This window comes from Colwellia sp. MB02u-9, from assembly GCF_014077085.1.
Classification (GTDB): Bacteria; Pseudomonadota; Gammaproteobacteria; order Enterobacterales; family Alteromonadaceae; genus Cognaticolwellia.
Window position 1 is genome coordinate 214,186 of record NZ_JACGVF010000094.1, and the last position, 20,534, is coordinate 234,719.

A 20,534-nucleotide genomic window follows, 5' to 3' on the forward strand; every position below is an offset into this window, starting at 1 on the left:
CTATAATTGGTGAATATCCTTAATATATTATTGAACATGACATTGAACATATTGTTAAATAATATCTTCAATGTCATCAAAATTAAAATTGATCAAATCAGAAGTTAAATAAAAATTTGGCTTCTTTTCGCTAAACAAAGCCTTGTCTAAGCCAAAAATTGAAAAGCCTAATATACCTAACTACCCAGCTATTTTCTCTCACACCAACACTCTCATCTAAATCAGTCATAATACCCAGACTCCATTGGGCTATATTTACTTAACAACAATCGTGCCGTTATACATTTTCATTTGACAATGAAAGGCATATTCACCTTTTTTCATCGCTGGTAATTGTACTGAAAACGCTTTATTTAACGGTAAATCTGCACTAATTTCTAAATCAGGAAATAGCACAGTGGCCGCACAAGGACTCGCATCTTTGCGAATAAATGTAATGACCAGTGGTTTGTCTTCAAGCAATGAAATATGTGCCGGTTGATAAATTCCGTCTGCAACCACTAGCGTTATTTCACTTTTATATTGTTCATCACTGACTTGAGTTGATGGCGCTTTGTATAACCAAAACCACCAAATAATTAACACAATTAACCCTAAGCCCACTAAATTAATTATTAACATATTGCTCTCCTTAACTTAATGATCTTGTGGTTTAAAAAAGCGTAAACGGTTGGCATTGCTGACCACAGTTAATGATGAAAATGCCATGGCAGCGCCGGCAATAACTGGACTCAGTAACAAGCCAAAAAATGGGTATAAAATGCCTGCGGCAAAAGGTATACCCGCCGCGTTGTAGATAAAGGCACCTAAAAGATTTTGTTTGATATTGCGCAGTGTGGCTTTACTCACGGCTATCGCATCCGCAAGGCCATGTAATGAACCTCTCATCAAGGTGATATCTGCGCTTTCTATCGCAACATCGGTTCCGGTACCGATAGCAAATCCAACATTGGCCAATGCCAATGCGGGGGCGTCATTAATACCGTCACCTGTCATACCAACAATTTCACCTTGAGCTTGAAGCTCTGCCACTTTATCTGATTTTTCTTCTGGTAATACTTCAGCAAATACTTCGGTAATACCCACTTTTTTCGCCACTGCATTAGCTGTCGCTTTGTTGTCACCCGTTAGCATAACGACACGGATACCATTAGCCTGAAGCCTCTTTATCGCTTCAACAGAGTCTTGCTTGATGGGATCAGATACCGCGATAATGGCGGCGAGTTTGTTATCAATCGCTAAATACATAGGTGTTTTAGCTTCATCGGCAAGCTTTTGCGCTTTAGTAACAACCTCATTTAACACGACATTATTTTTCAACATCAACTTCTGATTGCCAAAAAGTAATTGCTGACCATGGTATATTGCTGTTACGCCATGACCTGCAATGGCTTGAAAATCAGTAGTACTTTCAAGTTCAATTTCTTGCTCAATGGCTGAGTCAACAATGGCTTGTGCCAGGGGATGTTCAGAGCCACGCTCTATACTCGCGGCTACGGTTAAAATATATTTTTCTGTGTAGCTTTCATCAGCAACAATAATATCAGTGACTTTTGGCGCACCCTCGGTGATTGTGCCGGTCTTATCGAAAATCATGGTGGTAATTTTTGAAGCGGCTTGCAAGGCTTCACCATTACGTATTAACACCCCTGCCTCAGCGGCTTTACCTACGCCAACCATTACCGACATAGGTGTGGCTAAGCCAAGAGCACAAGGGCAAGCAATGATCAAAACCGTTGTTGCTGAAACTACGGCAAAAGCTAATGTTGGCTCAGGACCAAAGTTAAGCCAGACTAACGCGCTGACGATGGCAATAATCATCACTACAGGTACAAAGTAAGCCGAAATAACGTCAGCTAAACGGCCAATGGGCGGTTTAGAGTTTTGTGCTCTTTTAACCATATTAATAATTTGTGCTAATGCCGTGTCTTTACCCACTCGCGTTGCTTTAAATAAAATTGAACCGGTTTTATTTAAAGTACCGGCAACGATGGCATCGCCTGCAACTTTTTCAACTGGCATGGGCTCACCTGTTAACATCGACTCGTCGATTGAGCTGTGTCCTTGCGTTACAATACCATCGACTGGAATTTTTTCTCCTGGCCTTACTCGTACAATGTCATTGAGCAAAACTAGCTCGATAGCTATATCTATTTCTTTCTCGTCACGCACAACACGCGCGGTTTTAGCTTGTAAACCAATTAAGCGTTTGATCGCTTCACTCGTTCTGCCTCTTGCTTTGACTTCAAGCGCTAACCCTAGGTTAATTAAGCCGATAATCATGGCTGTCGCTTCAAAATAAACATGTCGTGCCATCTCTGGTAATGCCATAGGAAAGAAAACAACGACCATGGAATAAATCCAGGCGGTGCCTGTTCCTAGCGCAATTAAGGTATCCATATTAGCGTTGTGATTTACCAATGATTTCCACGCGCCTATATAGAAATGTTTACCTGCAAAGTACATAATGCCAGCGCATAAAACACCAATAAATAACCAAATACCGCGCTCTAGTGATGTTTCAACGGTCATAGGACCACCAAAAATACTATAAATCATCAGCGGTACACCTAGGCCCAGAGCAATCCAAACCTGCCTTATTAAGCCGGTGTAGTATTTTTGATCGGCAAGCTCTTTTTCATCTAATAAGTCATTATCACTACGATCACTGGCACTTTTCGCGTTATAACCTATGGTTTCAATCGCTTTTATCAGCACGTTAGGGGCAACTTTCCCAACGACAGAGACTGTGCGCAAAGCAAAATTCATTTCTGCACTGTCTACGCCATTAATATTTTTTAACGCGGTTTCAATTTTACCCACGCAGCTTGCACAGCCTGCGCCTTCAATAATCAGCTCTTGGGTATTTTGATTGCCCGTACTGCCGGTTAATTTACTCATTATTACCTCCTTGGTCTGTGTTATCTTCACTTTCAATTAGGTGACAGATCATATCTCCAGTGGGTGTTTTATCAGGTTTGTCTTGCCAATCGTTAATGGCCTTGCTTAATTTTTCACGTAACAGCAACGCCGCCTGAAACTGCTTTTCAGTTTCAGTAAGATGATGTTCAATTATTTCTCTCACTAATGGGCAGGCGCTATGTCCCTTATCAGCTTCAGTTAAAATACTTTTGATCTCGGCCACTGAAAAATTTAATTGCCTAGCACTTAAAATAAATTTAAGTCTATTCTGGGCACTTTTACCATAAATTTTATAGCCATTATTAGGATTTTTTCGGGCAGTAATAAACGCCATTTTGGTGTAATAACGCACCGTATCAGGTGTTGTGTTTATCGCATTAGCTAATTCAGTTACTGTCATGACATGACTCCTCTTTTAAATAAGGCAAAAAATATGTTTTTAATAACATAAACTCACTTTACACCTATGTCTAAGACACAGGTCAAATAAAATATATCTTTGTCAGTTAGATAACCACAATGGTGCTTAATTAAGCGCAACCTTTATGCCGTTTTTAACGTAAGGTAATAGATTGATTACTATGGCTTTTATCACCTTGGTCAGTAGATTGAAAAATAATCATCCATTCTAGCAGTGCCAATAATATATATTTACTTGCTTGTTGTTAATTAGTTCACTTAGTGCGACCAATGGATATGAACGATTTTCCATTTTCCAGCTTCTTTTAAAAGCACCATGGTTTCCATACCTTCATTATTAATATCTTTCCCTTGAAACTGACCAGTCGATTTGCTTCTCGACATAGAGTAGGCAATATTACCGATAACTTTGATTTGATGATCTAAGACTTCGGTATTAATTTCTGCCAAATATTTCATATCCGCAAGCATATGATGTTCCGCATATTCATCTGCGGATTTTTCTACGCCGCCACCTTCAAAAATTGTCACCTTATTCGCTAATAAGGCTCTAGCTGTTACTCTGTCGCCTGATTTCAGTGCTTGATGAAATTGTGCAATCGTTTTTCCCGCTTCAGTGGCAACTATTGAATTTTTGGCCACAATTTTAGCTGTATTTTTGTCATTACTATGTGCAGGTAAGTTAAAACTCACTGTTGCTAACAAGAGTAAAGTGACCATTAATATACTGTGAATTACTTTCATATTTTTCTCTTTATAATTATTATGACTATCTTTTATTCTATAGCTGTAAGTATTTGATATTGTTCAGGTGTTAAGCTTGGTAGCCGTTTTATAAAAGCCACCATTGCCCAGATGCGCTGATCATCATGCGTTTTACCCCAAGCTGGCATTCCTGAGGCTTTAATACCGTGCTTAATAACCCAGAAATTATTACGATCGGCTTGCGTGTCATCACCATATTCATCACTATCATCGTTATAATCAGACACCGCTAAATTAGGGGGTGCAGGATATAAGCCTAAGCTCATGTCACTTTCACTTTGTCCGGGCTTTAAATGACAACTAGCGCACATGAACCCATAATCAACACCACCAGATAACAATAGTTCAGGGTCGGTTAAATCTGGCACTTTAATATCTTCAGCCGCTTTTGATATAGCGTTTTCTCTCGTTGTTTCCAAAAGCCAGTGGACTAAATCACTGTGAGGTTCATCGGCAGCTACATCGACATAACCTGAATAAATAATTGTCGCAGTCGTTCCAAGGCCTAAAACAATAAGAATCAAGAGCCATTTAAGCATTTTCATCAGCTTTCCTTCGTCAATAAAAATCACTTAGCAGCTGTCTTTGTACTAAGTGATTTTTAAAAGTTAATTAGTGATTATTGTTGTCAGCTTTTTTCTGCTTTTTTTCATCCATCGTTTTCATTTTGCTGTGGTCCATTTTACTATCCATTTTCATATCCATTTTACTATGGTCCATCTTGTTATTTGATTTGTCAGCTTGTTTCATGCACTTGTTCATCATGGCGATAGCGACAGGATCCTTCATATCCATCTTGCTATGATCCATTTTGCTACAATCAGCTTTTTTAGCCTTTTTTGCATGCAAACTGGGATCATGTGCTGTAGCTGTCATTGATAAAGAAATGCTGGGTATTAATACCAAAGCGATTTTACTGATTGTTTTAATTAAGCTTTTTTTCATATTTTACTCCTGGGTTAGTGATTTAATATTTAACGTTTTCTAGATAAATTCATTCAGTGCCGTATGATTGCCATCAGGTTCTGCATTTTTATCAATGTATATCTCTAGGCTTTTGACCCAGTAAGCTTTATTGATGATGAACGCCATAAATAAAACAATGCCGGCAATACCAGCAGGGTTAATAACACAGCACTCATCATGCCGCCAACCATTGGGGCTGCGATGCGGCTCATCACTTCAGACCCTGTACCTGTGCCATATAAAATTGGTAATAAGCCAACAATAATCGCTGCTGCAGTCATCATCACAGGACGAACACGCATACCGGCTCCGTGCAGCACGGCTTGTAATACATCTTCTTTTGTCGTCACCATGTTTTTTGAATGGTGTTCATCAAGCATGGTTTGGTACGCTTGATTTAAATACACCAGCATAATAACGCCAATTTCTACCGCTACCCCTGCTAGCGCAATAAAACCAACGCCAACCGCCACTGAGAAATTAAAACCTTCTAAATACATCAACCATATGCTGCCCACCATAGCTAAGGGTAAAGTGCCCATAATCATCGCCACCTCAATCACGTTACGAAAGTTAAGATAAAGTAAAATAACAATAATAAATAAGGTTAATGGCACCACATAAGCCAATTTCGCCTTGGCTCGCTGCATATATTCGTATTGCCCTGCCCAGGTCACTGAGTAGCCAGCAGGCAGTACTAGCTTATCTGTGACGACTTTCTTGGCCGCCTCAACATAAGTGCCAACATCAACACCATCAATATCAACAAAAGCCCAACCGTTTAAGCGAGCATTTTCAGACTTAATGCCCGGTGGGCCATCTTCGATATAAATATTGGCCACATCACCTAATGCTATATGTTGACCATTTGGCGTCACAATAGGTAGCAATGATAACTGTTCAGGGGAGTCACGATAGTCTTGTGGGTAACGCACATTGACCGGATAACGCTCTAAACGCTCAACGGTGTGAGTCACATTCATGCCACCGACAGCGGTGGCTACTACTTGTTGAATTTCAGCGATATTCAAACCATATCGTGCGGCTTTGGCGCGCTGAATATCAACTTTTATATATCGACCACCCGCAACACGTTCTGAATAAACCGATGTGGTACCAGGTACATCTTTTAATATCAGTTCTAATTGTTTGCCAATATCCTGAATCGTCAATAAATCAGGTCCCGCTATTTTTATCCCAACCGGGGTCTTAATGCCTGTTGCTAGCATATCAATGCGGGTTTTAATCGGCATAACCCAAGCATTAGTTACTCCGGGTAGTTGAATTAGCGCATCAAGTTCTTTTTTCAAACTTTCAGTTGTTACCCCTTCACGCCATTGATCATGCGGCTTAAACTGAATAAAGCTCTCTATCATGGTTAATGGCGCGGGATCGGTTGCGGTTTCAGCACGACCTACTTTACCGAATACGGTTTTTACTTCGGGTACCGTTTTAATTAGCTTGTCGGTCTGTTGCAAAAGTTGTCGAGCTTGACCTATCGAAATACCTGGATAAGTGGTGGGCATGTACATCAAATCACCTTCATCAAGCGGTGGTATAAACTCACTACCGATTTTATCCAGTGGATAGATACCAACCGCAAGCACAGCTAATGCAGCCACTAGGGTTATTTTTGGAAAACGTAAAACAGTTTTCAAGGCCGGCATATAGATAAAGGTCAGAAATTTATTCACTGGATTTTTATGCTCAGGTAGTACTTTACCTCGAATAAAATAGCCCATTAATACCGGTACTAATGTTATCGCCAAGGCCGCAGATGCCGCCATAGCATAGGTTTTGGTAAATGCTAGCGGGGCAAACATACGCCCTTCTTGTGCTTCTAGGGTAAACACTGGCACAAAACTCACGGTAATAATTAATAAACTAAAGAATAATGCTGGCCCTACTTCACTAGCTGATTCAGTCACTATTTGCCAGCGGTTTTCTTTCGTTAGTGGGGTTTTTTCCATGTGCTTATGCATGTTTTCTATCATGACGATAGCGCCATCAATCATGGCGCCAATGGCAATAGCAATACCACCTAATGACATAATATTTGCGTTAAGTCCTTGTAAATGCATGATGATAAAGGCGGTTAAAATACCCACAGGTAAACTAATAATCGCCACTAAAGAAGAGCGCACATGGAATAAGAAAATAACGCAAACTAAAGCAACTATGCCAAACTCTTCCAATAACTTAGAGGCTAAATTATCGACTGCTCGTTCTATCAATGCAGACCGGTCATAAACCGGTACTATTTCTACGCCATCAGGTAAGCCTTTTTTAAGCTGTTCAAGCTTTGCTTTTACACGGTTAATCACTTGCTGAGCATTTTCACCAAAGCGCATCACGACAATACCGCCAACCACTTCACCTTCACCATTAAGTTCAGCAACACCTCGGCGCATTTGTGGGCCAGTGCCAATATCTGCAACATCTTTTAACAGTAACGGCGTACCATTTTGGTTGACCCCTAGCGGGATATTTTCAAGATCTTCAACACTTTTTATATAGCCTGTGGTTCTGACCATATACTCGGCTTCAGCCATTTCTACCACTGAAGCCCCTATCTCCTGATTACCTTGTTTAATCGCGGTTTGAATAAGTGACAGCGGTATACCAAAGGCGCGTAATTTATCAGGACTCACCTGGACTTGATATTGCTTAACCATACCGCCAAGCGCAGAAACTTCTGATACCCCAGGCACGGTTTGTAATTCAAACTTTAAAAACCAATCTTGTATGCTGCGTAGTTGGCTTAAATCATGTTGTCCTGTTTTATCGGTAAGTGCATACAAGTATACCCAGCCAACGCCTGTTGCATCCGGACCCAATTGAGGCCGTGCATCGCTAGGTAGATCGGGAGCAACTTGACTTAAATACTCAAGTACCCGTGAACGTGCCCAATAAAGGTCGGTATCTTCATCGAAAATAACGTAAACATATGAATCACCAAAAAATGAGTAACCTCGCACGGTAACTGCACCCGGCACTGACAACATGGCGGTAGTCATGGGGTAGGTGACCTGATCTTCAACCACTTGTGGTGCTTGGCCAGGGTAGCTTGTTTTTATGATGACTTGCACATCAGATAGATCAGGCAGTGCATCAATCGGGGTTTTACTGACAGAATATAATCCAACGGCCACCAGTAATAATGTTGCTAGCAAGACTAAAAATCGATTACCAATAGACCAGCGAATAATAGCAGTAATCATTATTATGCTCCTTTGTCGTTAGCAGCATTTTTCATTACCGCATCAGGTTTAGGCATTTTCATCGCACTGACAATAATAAAATTACCCTCGCGTATTTCAAAGGTGAACATGACATAGGCATTATTTGAAAATAAGGCCATATCCACATTATCATCCACAATAAAATCAACTCGGTCTGCTGCACGGCCCCATTCTACAATGGCTTCACGGTCAATAGTGACCATTCTGTGATCAAGCATTAGGTTAACCACTGTACCGTTAACAGTCGCTGAGGAAACTGTGTCAGCAGCGCTGTCATTGTTATGACTCATATCCATTTCGCTTGGTTTGTCTTGGGCAGAATCTTCTTGGCCAGAACTTTCTTGGTCAGAGCCTGCTTGGTCAGATTCATGATGCATGCGTTTAAAATCAGATGATTTACTTGATTCTGAATCTAATAAAAATTGCGCTGAGCTCACCACTTTTTCACCGGCATCCAGTCCGCTAAGTATTTCAACATTGTTGGTGTCATATCGACCTACAGTGACGGCAATCGATTTAAAGCTACCTTCACCCAAAGCTAGCACCACTCTGTCTTGCATACCCGTTCTAATCAGAGCTTCTTGCGGAATTAACAAGGCTTGTTCATCACTGGTAGAATGGATAACAACCTGAGCAAACATATTAGGCTTAAGCTCAGCTTCTTCATTACTAAAACTTGAGCGTATTTTCACTGTGCGTGTTTTCGCATCGAGTGTTGGATAGATATAATCTACTTGCCCTTGCCATGTTCTACCCGGTAAATAATCTAATATCATAGTGACAGGTGCACCGGTTTTAACTTGGTTTGCTTGTCGTTCAAAAACTTCTGCTTCAAGCCACACTTGTGACAAATCAGCAATTGACAACAAAGTAGTACCCGGCTTAACAAAGAAACCTTCACGTATATTTAGCGTTTTAACCACCCCATTTTGTGGCGCGTAAAAAGTTATTTTTTGCTGAACTTGCTTGGTTTTTTTCAATTTTATAATCGCTGACTGAGGTAACTGCAATGCCATCAATCTATTTTCAGCCGCGGTAATTAAGCGACTGTTTTTCCGCTCTAATGCCAATAACAACTCCTCTTGAGCATTAACTAACTCAGGGGAGTAAATATCGTAAAGGGCTTGATGCTTCTTAACAGGATCACCTACCGCCTTAACATAGAGCTTTTCTATCCAGCCTTGAACACGCGGATGAATATGAACGATTTTGCTTTCATCAAAAGTAATATACCCCATGGTGTTTATTTCGCTGTGCAATGAGCTAAAGTTCGCTATAGTGGTTCTTACGCCTAAGTTATTCACCACATCAGCAGAAATACGAATGGTGCCAACACCGGCATCAGGTCCTTTGCCATCATCGTCATAAACTGGCACTAAATCCATGCCCATGGGTGATTTACCTGGCTTATCTTTCATATAATTTTCATCCATCGGAGCAACCCAATAAAGCGGTTTTTTCTCAACCGTTTTAGCGCTAATGGCTTGCTCATTTTTCGCAGGAGTTATAAAACTATAAACACTAAGCGTGAGTATTGAACCGATAACCATGCCAATAATGATGGTTTTACTATTATTGCTAACGATATTTTTGCTCATTATTTTTGTCCCGAATTAACAACAATTTGCTTGTTATTGGTTTTGTTATGGGTGTTTGCTGTATTAAGGCTGCCGATAAAAAGGTAATTAAGCTCTAAGCCTATTTTCTGTTCTTCTACGTTCAGTGTTAGCAGGTCTATTTCAGTATTTAGCACAGCAATGCGTGAGCGAACAACTTCAGAAAAGTCACCATCATCGTTGGTATAGGCAGATAAAGAGGCTGCGGCTTGATCATGTATTTGAGGTAGTAACTTAAATTTATAAAGCATTTGTCGCTCTTTTAAACGTAATAACCTGCCCTTGGCACTTGAGTAAGCGCCCAATAATTGTCTGAGTAATAAAATTTTGTCAGTTTTCACCGCTTCTGTTGCAGAGACCGCTGATTGCACTGCTTTATCTTGTCGATTATGAGTGAAAATTGGCAGATCGAACGTCACACCAACAGAAAATAAATCAGCTCGGCTGCTGCCCATAGCATCGTCTGCGCGATATCCATAGCTTGCGTTTACGCCCCATTCAGGTTGGTATTTTTGCTGCGCTAACTTAATGCCTGTTTTAGTCGCCTGAATGTTTTTTTCTAACGCCATAACCGCAGGATGATTTGAAAAATATCTAATTAACGCGCTAGGTTCAAGCCAGGTTTCTTTGGCGATTAACGCACGATTAATTAACTCTATTTCAGGCAGTTCTTGACTAAGCACTAACTGATATAAAGCAAAGTCAGAGGCTAATACCGGTTCACCGGTACTATCTTCGCTAGAAAATTGACTCAACCATTGAGTCAGCATACCGACAAAGCCGTTTTTCTGTTGTGCCAACTGCGCTAACCTATCTTCTAAACGTGTTAGCTCTAATTGTGCTCGCACAATATCTTGTTGACGAGTTTTACCTAACGCCGATGAATAGCTTGCTGTTGCTACATCAGCTAACTGTTCGAACAACGACCTATTCTTTTCTATTAACGCTATGGTTTGTTGAACTCGATAGGCGTCTAACCATAAACTTCCTACCGTAACCGCTACTTTTGATGCTCGGTCTTTTCTTTGATAGGGAAACGCTTCACTTTGCGTTTTTAGTTGCTGGCTTTTAATCGCTAACGTATCTCCACGAGGAAACATTTGAGCAATACCCACCTTAGCCTGTGTCATGCCTTCTTGAGTAAAATCGAAACCATTGGTCGGCAGGTTAGCGAAACCAATCGACACCTTGGGATCGGGTAATGTATTTGCCGCCGTACTCATTAATTCAAGGGCCTGTTGTTTGTGCTTATTGCCCGTTAACCAAGGGTCACTTTCTTGAGCCATTGTAATGGCTTTTTTAAAAGACAAAGCCTTACTATCAGCCAGCACGGGTAACTGGGCAGCACTGACAGTAACAACAGAAAAAGCTAAAATCGCTGCGCCAAACTTGAGACCAAACTTACTGCGCTGGTTGAGTTTATTCATTAGAATTGTTCCTTATACGATTGAACATGAGCATAAACTTCACTCGTACCATCTGACTTCAAAAGTAAAATTTGATATGGCTGAAACTTGTCATCAACTTCCATGCCTGGCGAACCTACAGGCATAGCAGGAACCGACAAGCCGATAACATCAACGGCCTGTGTCGCTTGCATAAATTGTTGGATAAATTTTGCTGGAACATGCCCTTCAAAAACATAACCATTGCTTGAAATAGCGGTATGACAAGAGCGATATCTGGGCGCTATGCCTTTTTCATTTTTAATAACTGAAAAATCATCATTACTGTAAACAGTTGATTCAAAGCCATTATCATTGATGTGACTAAGCCATTTTTTACAACAACCACAGTTTGGACTTTTATAAACATCTAAGGCAATAGATGGCGACTTAAGCTTTTGAGATTTAGCCACAGCACTTGTATCAGTTTTAGTCGCAAGAGCGGTTTTATCTGAACAGCTCGCCAGCGTACAGACTACAACCAAGGTAGTGATAAGGTTTAACGTAAATTTAGTTGAAAACATAACCGCCCCAATTGGGATATTAATTAATATTTTTAATTAATTAGGTTATTTTTGATGAGGTTAGAAATACTTATACCAACACGAAATCAAAAAGCCTAATACAGACATCGTTATAAATGCACCAAATTTTGGGCACATTTATGCTGTATCTAGCTTAATATTGGCGGACGATATAATGATCTAGCTGGTTGGCTTAACGCCAAAGTAGAATAGGAAAGTATTTTAGCTGGTACATCAGCGATCGGCGTATTGCCCGATACGCCCTTCATGAGAGCAGCAACACTTGAGCAGCCCCCCATATAGCAGTTGCATACTTGAGCACAACAATCTTCGGTTGATTCTGTTGTATTATCAACCGCATCACCGGACATATTATGGTTGCTGTGAGCTGTCATCGGCATATTATGTGACTGTGCTGCTACTTTTACTTGCTCACTCATGCCTGCCATAGCCATCATTTGATAAGGCATAATAGTAGACGCCATTGCCTGACCCACAAAGGTCAAACATACCAGCAATACCATTAATGTTTTAGAGCAGTGTAAAGTCACAAATAACTAGCCAAAGATTATACTAAATGAATGTTGGCATAACTTCTGTTTATATTCAATGCAATAAATAGTTTTTACCTAGATGAAAATCGAATGTTTTCCTTATGCCCCCTATCCTTTTATCATACTCTCTATAAACAAGTTCCGGCTATCAAGTGGCCGTTATTAAAAATTTATTGTAAACACCACAACAAATTAAGTGAAAATCAGCCAATCTTAAGTTTTTTCTGGTATCTTTTATTTAATAATATTTCTGTGTTGCGGATTACCCTTGAAAGTTTTAATTATAGAAGATTCAACGTCTCTAAGAAGAAGTTTAAAAATTGGCTTATCCAACCTAGGTTATACCGTTGATGACACCGGAGACGGCTCAGAAGGTTTAAGCATGGCTTTGTCGGGTGACTATTCTCTTTTGATACTTGATTTAATGCTGCCCACTGTTGATGGCACCGCCATATTAAAGGCTATTCGCAAAGCCAATAAAGAACTGAAAGTGTTAATATTATCTGCGCGAGACCTCACCGAAGACAAAGTTCAAGGCTTACTTAATGGTGCTGACGATTATCTCACTAAACCCTTTTCATTCGATGAACTGCATGTTCGTCTACTTTGCCTCATGCGCAGAGGCGCTTTAAAGGTCAATGACAGTAAAATTATTATCGGCTCATTTGCATTAGACCTGCATTTAAAACAATTATTTTGTGACTCAATAGATACCAATTTAACCCCTAATGAGTATAAATTGGTTGAATGTTTATTCACTAATCAAGGTAAAGTGATATCACCTGAAAAATTAAGTGAATATTTAGCCGGTCAATATGATGCTGTTGCTAAAAACTCAATCGAAGCACATCTATCAAGCGCCAGAAAAAAAGTAAAACTACTCGGACATGACCTGCCTATTAAAACTAAACGTGGCTTCGGTTATTTTTGTTGAGACCCGTGCATGATTTCGATTAAGAAAAAGTTAAGCCGTTATATATCCATTTCAATATCCATATTATTGGTCTCTATTTTAATGCTTACCGACCTTGCTGTTGATACCTGGATCAGTGGCGAGTTTGATCTAGCTATGATCAACAAAGCTGGCTTACTCACTACATTAGTCAGTGAAGACACCCACGAAATTGACTTTGATTTTGCTGATGAATTCATGCCTGAATTTTCCGGTATTAATGACCCCGAATATTTCCAATTATGGCTAGATAATAAGGTTTTTGAGCGTTCTAAAACCCTAGATCTCTTTGATATTAATCAGCTACCTAGAGTAGACCTTGCCGGTAATAGCTCATCAATAACTGACATTGTTTTACCCGACGGTCGCTCTGGAAGAATGTATTTTGCAAAATTTAAACCGCAAATTGATAGTGATGTCAGGGAAAGTCAAGGACTAACAAAAGCGCAGTTCTTAAAACAACAAAAGCCGATGGAGCTCGCTTATGCCATCAGCAACGAAGGCGTAAATCAAATTCTTTGGTTTGTAGATATAATTTTTATTTTCACTTCAATTAGCGCTATTATCGCCGTAAGGTTTATTGTTTTTAATGTGGTTGAACGCGGTTTAAGACCAATTGAACAATTGAATATTGAACTAAAACAAATCAATTTAAATTCTACCGTTAGCACGATAGACACCACTAATTTGCCAAAAGAACTCATGGCTATTGCCCATGGTATCAACCACTTTATAAGTGAAAATAAAGTGCTTTACTCCAGAGAAAAAAGAGTCACCTCAGATATTGCCCATGAGTTAAAAACTCCAATCGCAGAATTACTCAGCCTGAGTGAAGTCGCGATAAAGTTTCCGCATGAAAAACAATTAACAGAAAGTTTCAAGACTGATGTGCTTACTATTACAGAGCGTTTGCGCAACATTGTAAATGGCATACTTCTGCTACAAAAAAGTACCAATAATGCGACCTTAGAAAAGCAACAGGTTAATCTAGAAGTACTACTAAATTCAGTCATCATGAGAGAAAAAAAAGCCAATAGAGTCGTTAATGTTAACTTTGATCAGTCATGTGAAAATGTTTATACCAATGAGTTCGCTTTAACGACTATTATGAGCAACCTTATTAACAATGCCTTGTATTATAGCCCCGCCTCAAGCTCAGTAAACGTTACTGTTGAACCTTATTCACACAATAATCAGGTCATGATAAAAGTGTCTAATCTCAGTAAACATGATTACGCTGAAAAAGACCTAGCGCTGTTTTTTGAACCTTTATGGCAGAAAGATTCATCACGAACATCAGCAGAAAGATATGGCTTGGGTTTAGCGATTGTTAAATCTTATTGTGAGAGTATCTCTGCCCATTTAAATGTCGCTATGTCCGCAGATAAAGAGCTTACCTTTACTATTATATTATCAACAACAGCCGTGGTTTAATTATTATTTTTATCAGCTTTAATATAATGTTTAGTGCACAAAGCACAGATATTGTAATAGGCCACACTCTTCATAATAACAAGCAGTAACCTTTCACCATTTACACTTAACTTTTTATACAATATTCAGTTTAATCTAAGCTAATGTTCAGGTTAGCCTAAGGTTATCTTAAGTTTACTTTTATAATATAGCGACACTTGTTAATAGGTGTCTCACATGAATAAATTTATCGCGTACTTTAAAAACTTAACACTAACAACCAACCAGTTGTTATTCTTCACTTGCTGTTATATTGCACTGATATTGAACTTACCTTTTTTAGTAAAAACAGCGGGCGTAATTACGGCGTTAGATAACTATAACCTGTTGTTTTTAATGTCACTACCCATATTTTTACTCTCTTTAAGTATTGTGATTCAAGGGCTTTTTTCATTTCGATGGCTAACCAAACCGCTACTTATTACGACAGTGATGATTTCATCTTTGATATTTTATGGCACCATTACTTACGGTATCGTCTTTGATTACGGTATGGTGCAAAATACTGTTGAAACTGATTCAGCCGAAGCCTTATCTTACGTTAACCTTTACGCCACCTTATTTTTCTTGATTTTTGGTGTTATCCCCTCACTGATCATCTATACGATTAAATTAACTTATAAGCCTTTCTTTACAGAATTGTTAAGCCGAGTAAAAATGATCACGCTTAGCTTTGGCGCAGCATTTTTAATTGCCAGTGTATTTTACTCAAATTATGCTTCGGTTGGGCGAAATAATAAAGAACTGCTGGGTTATGTTACACCGTATAAACTGCTAGATGCGTCATACAAATTTGTTAGAAATCAGTACTTTTATCCACCTTTACAATTTAAGATCTTAGACACAGCGCCTGTAATCGTTCGCGATAATACTCGCCGGCATGTCACGGTAATGGTGTTAGGAGAGACCGCGCGTGCACAAAGCTTCTCACTGAACGGTTATGCAAAACCTACCAATCAATATACAGAAAAACAAGGGGTTATATCTTTCTCACAAATGAGTTCATGTGGAACAGCTACCGCAGTTTCGGTCCCTTGTATGTTCTCAAGATTAAACAAAAATAATTATGATAAGCGTATCGCAACTGCTCAACAAAATGCCATAGACCTGATACATTTAGCCGGTGCTGACGTTTTATGGATCAGTAATAATAATGGTAGTTGTAAAGGTGTTTGTACCCGAGTAAAAACTGAACAAATTAATACTGATAAATCTAACCCCTTGTGTGATGGTGAGTATTGCTATGATGAGGCGCTATTAGCCCCATTAAAAAATAAACTAAAGACATTAAGCAATGACAACACCCTCATTGTATTACATATGATCGGCTCTCATGGGCCAACCTATTTCAAAAGGTATCCAAAAGAAAAAGGTGTCTTTGCACCAGACTGTCAACGCAGTGACATTCAAAACTGTAGCCAAGAGCAACTGATTAATACTTATGACAATACCATTGTTTATACTGATCTAGTACTCTCAAAAATTATTAATGAATTAAGTGGCTTAGATAAAAAAGATGACATTGAAACATCTTTACTTTATATTTCAGATCATGGTGAATCACTGGGTGAAAATGGGGTATATTTACATGGTTTACCTTATGCGTTTGCACCTGAAGAACAAACCCACGTGCCCATGATCTACTGGACGGATAAAATACAAACTGACTTTAATCGCCAATGTTTAAATGCTTTGGCAAAATCGCCGATAAGTCATGATAATGTTTTCGATACCTTATTGAGTATCATGTCGGTTAAAACTACAGCTTATCGCATTGAAAGTGATCCCTTCATTGATTGTAAATCGCAACAGGCGATAGCCCGCACCACAGTATCAACCTCATTAGAAATGGAGCTAGCAGACTAGTGTTTGACAATAAAAATAAGCCTAAGGGCATCCAAAGAATAGTATTAGCCTCATTGAACTCGTTTAGAGCTTTCAAATGGTTATATCAAAATGAATCAGCATTTAGGCAAGAACTGTTACTGCTGTTTATTGCTATACCGGTATCTTTTATATTTGATATAAGTGCCAAAGAGCAAGTTACCTTAATACTCGCTGTACTCTTCATACTATTTACCGAGATCATCAATACCGCAATTGAAGCGGTGGTAGACCGTGTGGGCTTAGAGATTCATCCCTTATCGGGTCTTGCAAAAGATTTAGGCTCAGCGGCGGTATTTATTAGTCTTATTGTCGCCAGCAGTATTTGGCTAGTAGTATTACTTTAAAAGCTGATACGTTAATAAAAGGGTTGCAGTAGCAGCCTTTTATTAACGTAATTATCTGGCTGTGATGAACAGACTATTATTTAATAATTGCTTTCAGGCGACCAATAAACCTTATTTGAGTAAAGCAGTTCAGCGCTATTATTTAAATTTAATCGGGCTTTAATCATATTTAAACACTCTATTCAAATCTATATTTCAAGCCACCATTTTAAGCCACCAGTTGAAGCTATAATTTGAAACAATAATTACCTTATACTGATTTCATATGTTATGTTGTTTAGTGCAATATTTATCTAATGAGATTTGGTTTTATTGATGTTTAAACATAATGCTTGTTACAAGTTTACTTTAGTTATATTACTTACCTTGCTGATACCAAATCATTCATTTGCCGCAGTAAAAACATTAACTTGTGCTACAACTCATTATCCTCCTTACACCATTTTTGACCAATCTAACGACCGCTTTACTGGTTTAGATATGGCCATCATTGACCCTGTATTTAAACAACTTAATTATGACGTCAAGATAGTTAATATACCTTGGTCTAGACTTAAAAAAGAAATCAAAAAAAACACCTATGATTGTTATTTCTCCTTAGCAAAACTTAAAGACAGAGAGCAATTTCTAGAATATTCGAATAAACCAACGCATATCAGTAGGATATCGATATTTTACCCCGAAAATTTACAGACCACTGATTTATCAGGTAAAAAAGTTGGAGTTTATCGAGGTATAAATTTTCATCAAGATATTCTCTCGTTTAACGGTTTACGAACTTCTGATTTTCATGAACTACCATCAAACGAAGTGCTGTTTCAAATGCTGAGCCTTAAAAGACTTGATGCAGTCGTGACCAGTAAAGTTGTTGGGAAATATATTTTACAAAATCAATATGTCGATTTTAAAGTCGAGGTTTTAGACATAGCCGAATACAAGTTACCCGTATATTTAGCCTTTAAAAAAGGTGTGATCGATATAAATCGTGTCAATACAGTACTGTTAAAAGTAATAAACTCACTTAAGCCTGTCCCTAAATAATATAATTTTTTAAATATTATCAACCCTCATCTTCCAAAATTCTATGCTAAGTATTTATTGCAAAGTAAATACAAAATAAGTAGATTAAGCCTTAGTCAACCTGTTTTTCGTTAAAAAATGTAACAATTGTAACTAACATAGCGCGCTTTCAGTTTAAATTAAGCGTCTCTTAAGTTTCATCTTTTAAAGTAGCAGCGTCCTCTATTAGCGGTATTGAAACGATGTTTAAAACTACACTTAATTTATTACGACCTTTTGTCTTATTTTTCTTACTATTAATGTTGACACTTTTCATTTCTAGACTGGGCTTAGGTCTATGGCAAATGCAGCGATTCGATACGTTTAATAGCTTTCTAACCTTATTTTTAAATGGTTTTAGAATCGACTTAAGCGCATTAGGCTATTTATTAATTTTACCTGCCATAGTCCATCCATGGTTTATGATTTCCGGTTATCAAAAAATATGGCTAAAGGTATTGAAGGTACTATTTTTCTTCATTTTTATCAGTGTATTATTTTTTGAATTAGCCACGCCAGCATTTATCCATGAATATGGTTTCAGACCAAATAGACTATTCATTGAATATTTAGCTTATCCTAATGAAGTAATGAAAATGTTATTCAACGGTCACTTATTTACCTTAGTTATGGTTCTCACCTTAATACTCATTCCAGGTAAATTGTTTTGGCACCTATTAGCTAAACTGATCAATACAAACCAACCTCGACGTTCGGTATCGTTTAAGTCAGCGACTCTTTCATTTGTTACTTTATTTGTCGTACTTGTGCTGTGTGCCAGAGGCACTGTTGGACATCGGCCAATAAATCCGTCGTTAGTTTATTTTTCTACCGATCCCTTAATAAATTCGTTAACACTAAATTCTATCTATAGTGTTGCTCATGCCTATAAACAGTTAGGTAATGAAAAAAATGCCTCAAAGCTTTATGGTGAAATGGCCACTGAAAAAGTCATTGCCATTGTGCAACAAGAAACAGGTTTAGCACCACAAGCATTTACCCATCTCATTCAACCCTCTTTGGCTTCTCGCGCACCTACTTATCAAGGTAAAGCTAAAAACTTGGTTATTATCTTAGAAGAAAGTTTAGGTGCTCAGTTTGTCTCGTCGTTGGGCGGGCTTCCTCTTAGTCCTGAAATTAATAAATTAAATAATGAAGGCTGGGCCTTTAAAAATTTATATGCCACAGGTACACGTTCTGTTAGAGGCATTGAAGCCGTAATTACTGGTTTTACACCAACGCCTGCCAGAGCAGTAGTTAAACTTGATAAATCACAGCATGGCTTCTTCACTATTGCGAGTTTACTTGCCAAACATAATTACACCACACAATTTATTTATGGCGGCGAAAGTCATTTCGACAACATGAAGAGTTTTTTCTTGGGCAACGGCTTTAGTGATATTGTTGATTTTAACGATATTCAAAACCCTGAGTTTATTGGCTCGTGGGGAGCCAGTGATGAAGATTTATTCAAGCAAGCCAATATTGAATTGACCAAGTTAAACAATAGCGACAAGCCCTTTTTTAGTTTTATTTTTTCGTCTAGTAATCATGACCCTTTTGAAATTCCACCAGGCGTTATAACCCCTATTGAGTATACAGCAGAGCAACTAAGCCAATATGATGAGAAGGAGTTATTACGTCACAAAGCTATCCAATATGCCGACTATGCCTTAGGTAAATTTATCACTAAAGCAAAGCAACAGCCTTATTGGCAAGATACTATATTTTTGGTGGTTGCCGATCATGATGCAAGAGCATTTGGCAGTGATCTTGTGCCCATCAAAAACTTTCATATTCCAGGTGTTATTCTCAATTCATCAAAGCAGCAGTTTTCTGACGAAAGAGTTGTCAGTCAAATTGATTTAGCGCCAACACTTTTGTCGTTAATGGGCGTGACAAATCATTCGCCTATGCTGGGCCATGATTTAACCAAACCACAAAGTTCAGGGCGAGCTATGATGCAATATGCTGAAAATTTTGCTTATATGGAAGACAATGAAGTGACGATACTACAACCACAAAAAGATCCGATGAATTTCAGTTATGATTTTGATGAAAAAAAACTAACGCCAAAAACGCTTAATCAAACATTGTCTGAAGTCGCTTTAGCACATGCTTTATGGGGTAGTTTAGCTTATGAACATGAATGGTATGCCAGTGAATATGACTAATAGCTTGTCATATCTACTATCAGTAAAAATTCAGTCACTACTGCTTATGCGTTGCCAAAGCGGAAAAATGTTCTATAAGCGAGTGGCAAGTTTTAAATGTTTATACTTTAAACCTTTACGTTAATGCTTTAAATTTTGATGCTTTAAACCTTGATATTTTAAACATAGCGGCTTTAAGAGTGCGACAGACG

General features: G+C 38.5%; 17 protein-coding genes. 6 read left to right on the plus strand and 11 right to left on the minus strand.

The window, feature by feature from the left end; genetic code table 11:
* Nucleotides 1–255: 255 nt before the first annotated feature.
* From H4J65_RS09640 to H4J65_RS09690, 11 genes are all read right to left on the minus strand, one after another.
* Nucleotides 256–621, minus strand: a complete 366-nt coding sequence (locus H4J65_RS09640; protein WP_182197876.1) for a cupredoxin domain-containing protein — start codon at nucleotides 619–621, stop codon at nucleotides 256–258.
* Between the two features lie 15 nt (nucleotides 622–636).
* Complete coding sequence (locus tag H4J65_RS09645; RefSeq protein WP_182197878.1) at nucleotides 637–2,901, minus strand: heavy metal translocating P-type ATPase; 2,265 nt, start codon at nucleotides 2,899–2,901, stop codon at nucleotides 637–639.
* Complete coding sequence (locus tag H4J65_RS09650; protein ID WP_182197880.1) at nucleotides 2,894–3,322, minus strand: MerR family DNA-binding protein; 429 nt, start codon at nucleotides 3,320–3,322, stop codon at nucleotides 2,894–2,896. The genes H4J65_RS09645 and H4J65_RS09650 overlap by 8 nt, the downstream gene beginning before the upstream one ends.
* A gap of 278 nt (nucleotides 3,323–3,600) precedes the next feature.
* Nucleotides 3,601–4,086: a DUF4440 domain-containing protein gene (locus H4J65_RS09655; protein ID WP_182197882.1), complete on the minus strand. Its 486-nt coding sequence runs from the start codon at nucleotides 4,084–4,086 to the stop codon at nucleotides 3,601–3,603.
* A gap of 32 nt (nucleotides 4,087–4,118) precedes the next feature.
* The gene (locus H4J65_RS09660; protein ID WP_182197885.1) at nucleotides 4,119–4,652 is read right to left on the minus strand and encodes a cytochrome c; all 534 of its coding nucleotides are present in this window, start codon (nucleotides 4,650–4,652) and stop codon (nucleotides 4,119–4,121) included.
* A gap of 67 nt (nucleotides 4,653–4,719) precedes the next feature.
* Complete coding sequence (locus H4J65_RS09665; RefSeq protein WP_182197887.1) at nucleotides 4,720–5,052, minus strand: hypothetical protein; 333 nt, start codon at nucleotides 5,050–5,052, stop codon at nucleotides 4,720–4,722.
* 104 nt (nucleotides 5,053–5,156) lie between these two features.
* A complete protein-coding gene (locus H4J65_RS09670) occupies nucleotides 5,157–8,294 on the minus strand; it encodes an efflux RND transporter permease subunit (protein ID WP_182197890.1) in 3,138 nt (1,045 codons plus the stop codon).
* 2 nt (nucleotides 8,295–8,296) lie between these two features.
* The gene (locus H4J65_RS09675; protein ID WP_182197892.1) at nucleotides 8,297–9,913 is read right to left on the minus strand and encodes an efflux RND transporter periplasmic adaptor subunit; all 1,617 of its coding nucleotides are present in this window, start codon (nucleotides 9,911–9,913) and stop codon (nucleotides 8,297–8,299) included.
* A complete protein-coding gene (locus tag H4J65_RS09680; protein ID WP_182197895.1) occupies nucleotides 9,913–11,358 on the minus strand; it encodes a TolC family protein in 1,446 nt (481 codons plus the stop codon). The genes H4J65_RS09675 and H4J65_RS09680 overlap by 1 nt, the downstream gene beginning before the upstream one ends.
* Nucleotides 11,358–11,900 carry a DUF411 domain-containing protein gene (locus tag H4J65_RS09685; protein WP_182197897.1) on the minus strand — a complete coding sequence of 181 codons (543 nt, stop codon included), beginning with the start codon at nucleotides 11,898–11,900 and terminating at the stop codon, nucleotides 11,358–11,360. Before H4J65_RS09685 ends, H4J65_RS09680 begins: the two co-directional genes overlap by 1 nt.
* Nucleotides 11,901–12,049: 149 nt before the next feature.
* On the minus strand, nucleotides 12,050–12,385 hold the full coding sequence (locus H4J65_RS09690) for a hypothetical protein (protein WP_259367574.1): 336 nt from the start codon (nucleotides 12,383–12,385) through the stop codon (nucleotides 12,050–12,052).
* Between the two features lie 337 nt (nucleotides 12,386–12,722).
* Between H4J65_RS09690 and H4J65_RS09695 the strand changes: the two genes are divergently transcribed.
* The 6 genes from H4J65_RS09695 to H4J65_RS09720 all read left to right on the plus strand — a co-directional run bounded on the left by H4J65_RS09695 (nucleotide 12,723) and on the right by H4J65_RS09720 (nucleotide 20,343).
* On the plus strand, nucleotides 12,723–13,388 hold the full coding sequence (locus tag H4J65_RS09695) for a response regulator transcription factor (protein ID WP_182137861.1): 666 nt from the start codon (nucleotides 12,723–12,725) through the stop codon (nucleotides 13,386–13,388).
* A gap of 9 nt (nucleotides 13,389–13,397) precedes the next feature.
* The gene (locus H4J65_RS09700) at nucleotides 13,398–14,840 is read left to right on the plus strand and encodes a HAMP domain-containing sensor histidine kinase (RefSeq protein WP_182197899.1); all 1,443 of its coding nucleotides are present in this window, start codon (nucleotides 13,398–13,400) and stop codon (nucleotides 14,838–14,840) included.
* Nucleotides 14,841–15,056: 216 nt separating this feature from the next.
* Nucleotides 15,057–16,745: a phosphoethanolamine transferase gene (locus tag H4J65_RS09705; RefSeq protein WP_182197902.1), complete on the plus strand. Its 1,689-nt coding sequence runs from the start codon at nucleotides 15,057–15,059 to the stop codon at nucleotides 16,743–16,745.
* A complete protein-coding gene (locus H4J65_RS09710) occupies nucleotides 16,745–17,110 on the plus strand; it encodes a diacylglycerol kinase (RefSeq protein ID WP_182137858.1) in 366 nt (121 codons plus the stop codon). Before H4J65_RS09705 ends, H4J65_RS09710 begins: the two co-directional genes overlap by 1 nt.
* Before the next feature lie 315 nt (nucleotides 17,111–17,425).
* Nucleotides 17,426–18,151, plus strand: coding sequence for an ABC transporter substrate-binding protein (locus H4J65_RS09715; protein ID WP_182197904.1), 726 nt, complete (start codon nucleotides 17,426–17,428; stop codon nucleotides 18,149–18,151).
* 221 nt (nucleotides 18,152–18,372) lie between these two features.
* Complete coding sequence (locus tag H4J65_RS09720; RefSeq protein ID WP_182197907.1) at nucleotides 18,373–20,343, plus strand: LTA synthase family protein; 1,971 nt, start codon at nucleotides 18,373–18,375, stop codon at nucleotides 20,341–20,343.
* Nucleotides 20,344–20,534 lie beyond the last annotated feature (191 nt).

Bases quoted from the DNA above. Each gene is read 5' to 3' on its own strand.
- H4J65_RS09705 (WP_182197902.1), top strand. From the start codon at position 15,057: ATGAATAAATTTATCGCGTACTTTAAAAACTTAACACTAACAACCAAC.
- H4J65_RS09720 (WP_182197907.1), top strand. From the start codon at position 18,373: ATGTTTAAAACTACACTTAATTTATTACGACCTTTTGTCTTATTTTTC.
- H4J65_RS09655 (WP_182197882.1), bottom strand. From the start codon at position 4,086: ATGAAAGTAATTCACAGTATATTAATGGTCACTTTACTCTTGTTAGCA.
- H4J65_RS09650 (WP_182197880.1), bottom strand. From the start codon at position 3,322: ATGACAGTAACTGAATTAGCTAATGCGATAAACACAACACCTGATACG.
- H4J65_RS09640 (WP_182197876.1), bottom strand. From the start codon at position 621: ATGTTAATAATTAATTTAGTGGGCTTAGGGTTAATTGTGTTAATTATT.
- H4J65_RS09690 (WP_259367574.1), bottom strand. From the start codon at position 12,385: ATGGCGTCTACTATTATGCCTTATCAAATGATGGCTATGGCAGGCATG.
- H4J65_RS09700 (WP_182197899.1), top strand. From the start codon at position 13,398: ATGATTTCGATTAAGAAAAAGTTAAGCCGTTATATATCCATTTCAATA.
- H4J65_RS09680 (WP_182197895.1), bottom strand. From the start codon at position 11,358: ATGAATAAACTCAACCAGCGCAGTAAGTTTGGTCTCAAGTTTGGCGCA.
- H4J65_RS09660 (WP_182197885.1), bottom strand. From the start codon at position 4,652: ATGAAAATGCTTAAATGGCTCTTGATTCTTATTGTTTTAGGCCTTGGA.
- H4J65_RS09685 (WP_182197897.1), bottom strand. From the start codon at position 11,900: ATGTTTTCAACTAAATTTACGTTAAACCTTATCACTACCTTGGTTGTA.
- H4J65_RS09665 (WP_182197887.1), bottom strand. From the start codon at position 5,052: ATGAAAAAAAGCTTAATTAAAACAATCAGTAAAATCGCTTTGGTATTA.
- H4J65_RS09715 (WP_182197904.1), top strand. From the start codon at position 17,426: ATGTTTAAACATAATGCTTGTTACAAGTTTACTTTAGTTATATTACTT.
- H4J65_RS09675 (WP_182197892.1), bottom strand. From the start codon at position 9,913: ATGAGCAAAAATATCGTTAGCAATAATAGTAAAACCATCATTATTGGC.
- H4J65_RS09645 (WP_182197878.1), bottom strand. From the start codon at position 2,901: ATGAGTAAATTAACCGGCAGTACGGGCAATCAAAATACCCAAGAGCTG.
- H4J65_RS09670 (WP_182197890.1), bottom strand. From the start codon at position 8,294: ATGATTACTGCTATTATTCGCTGGTCTATTGGTAATCGATTTTTAGTC.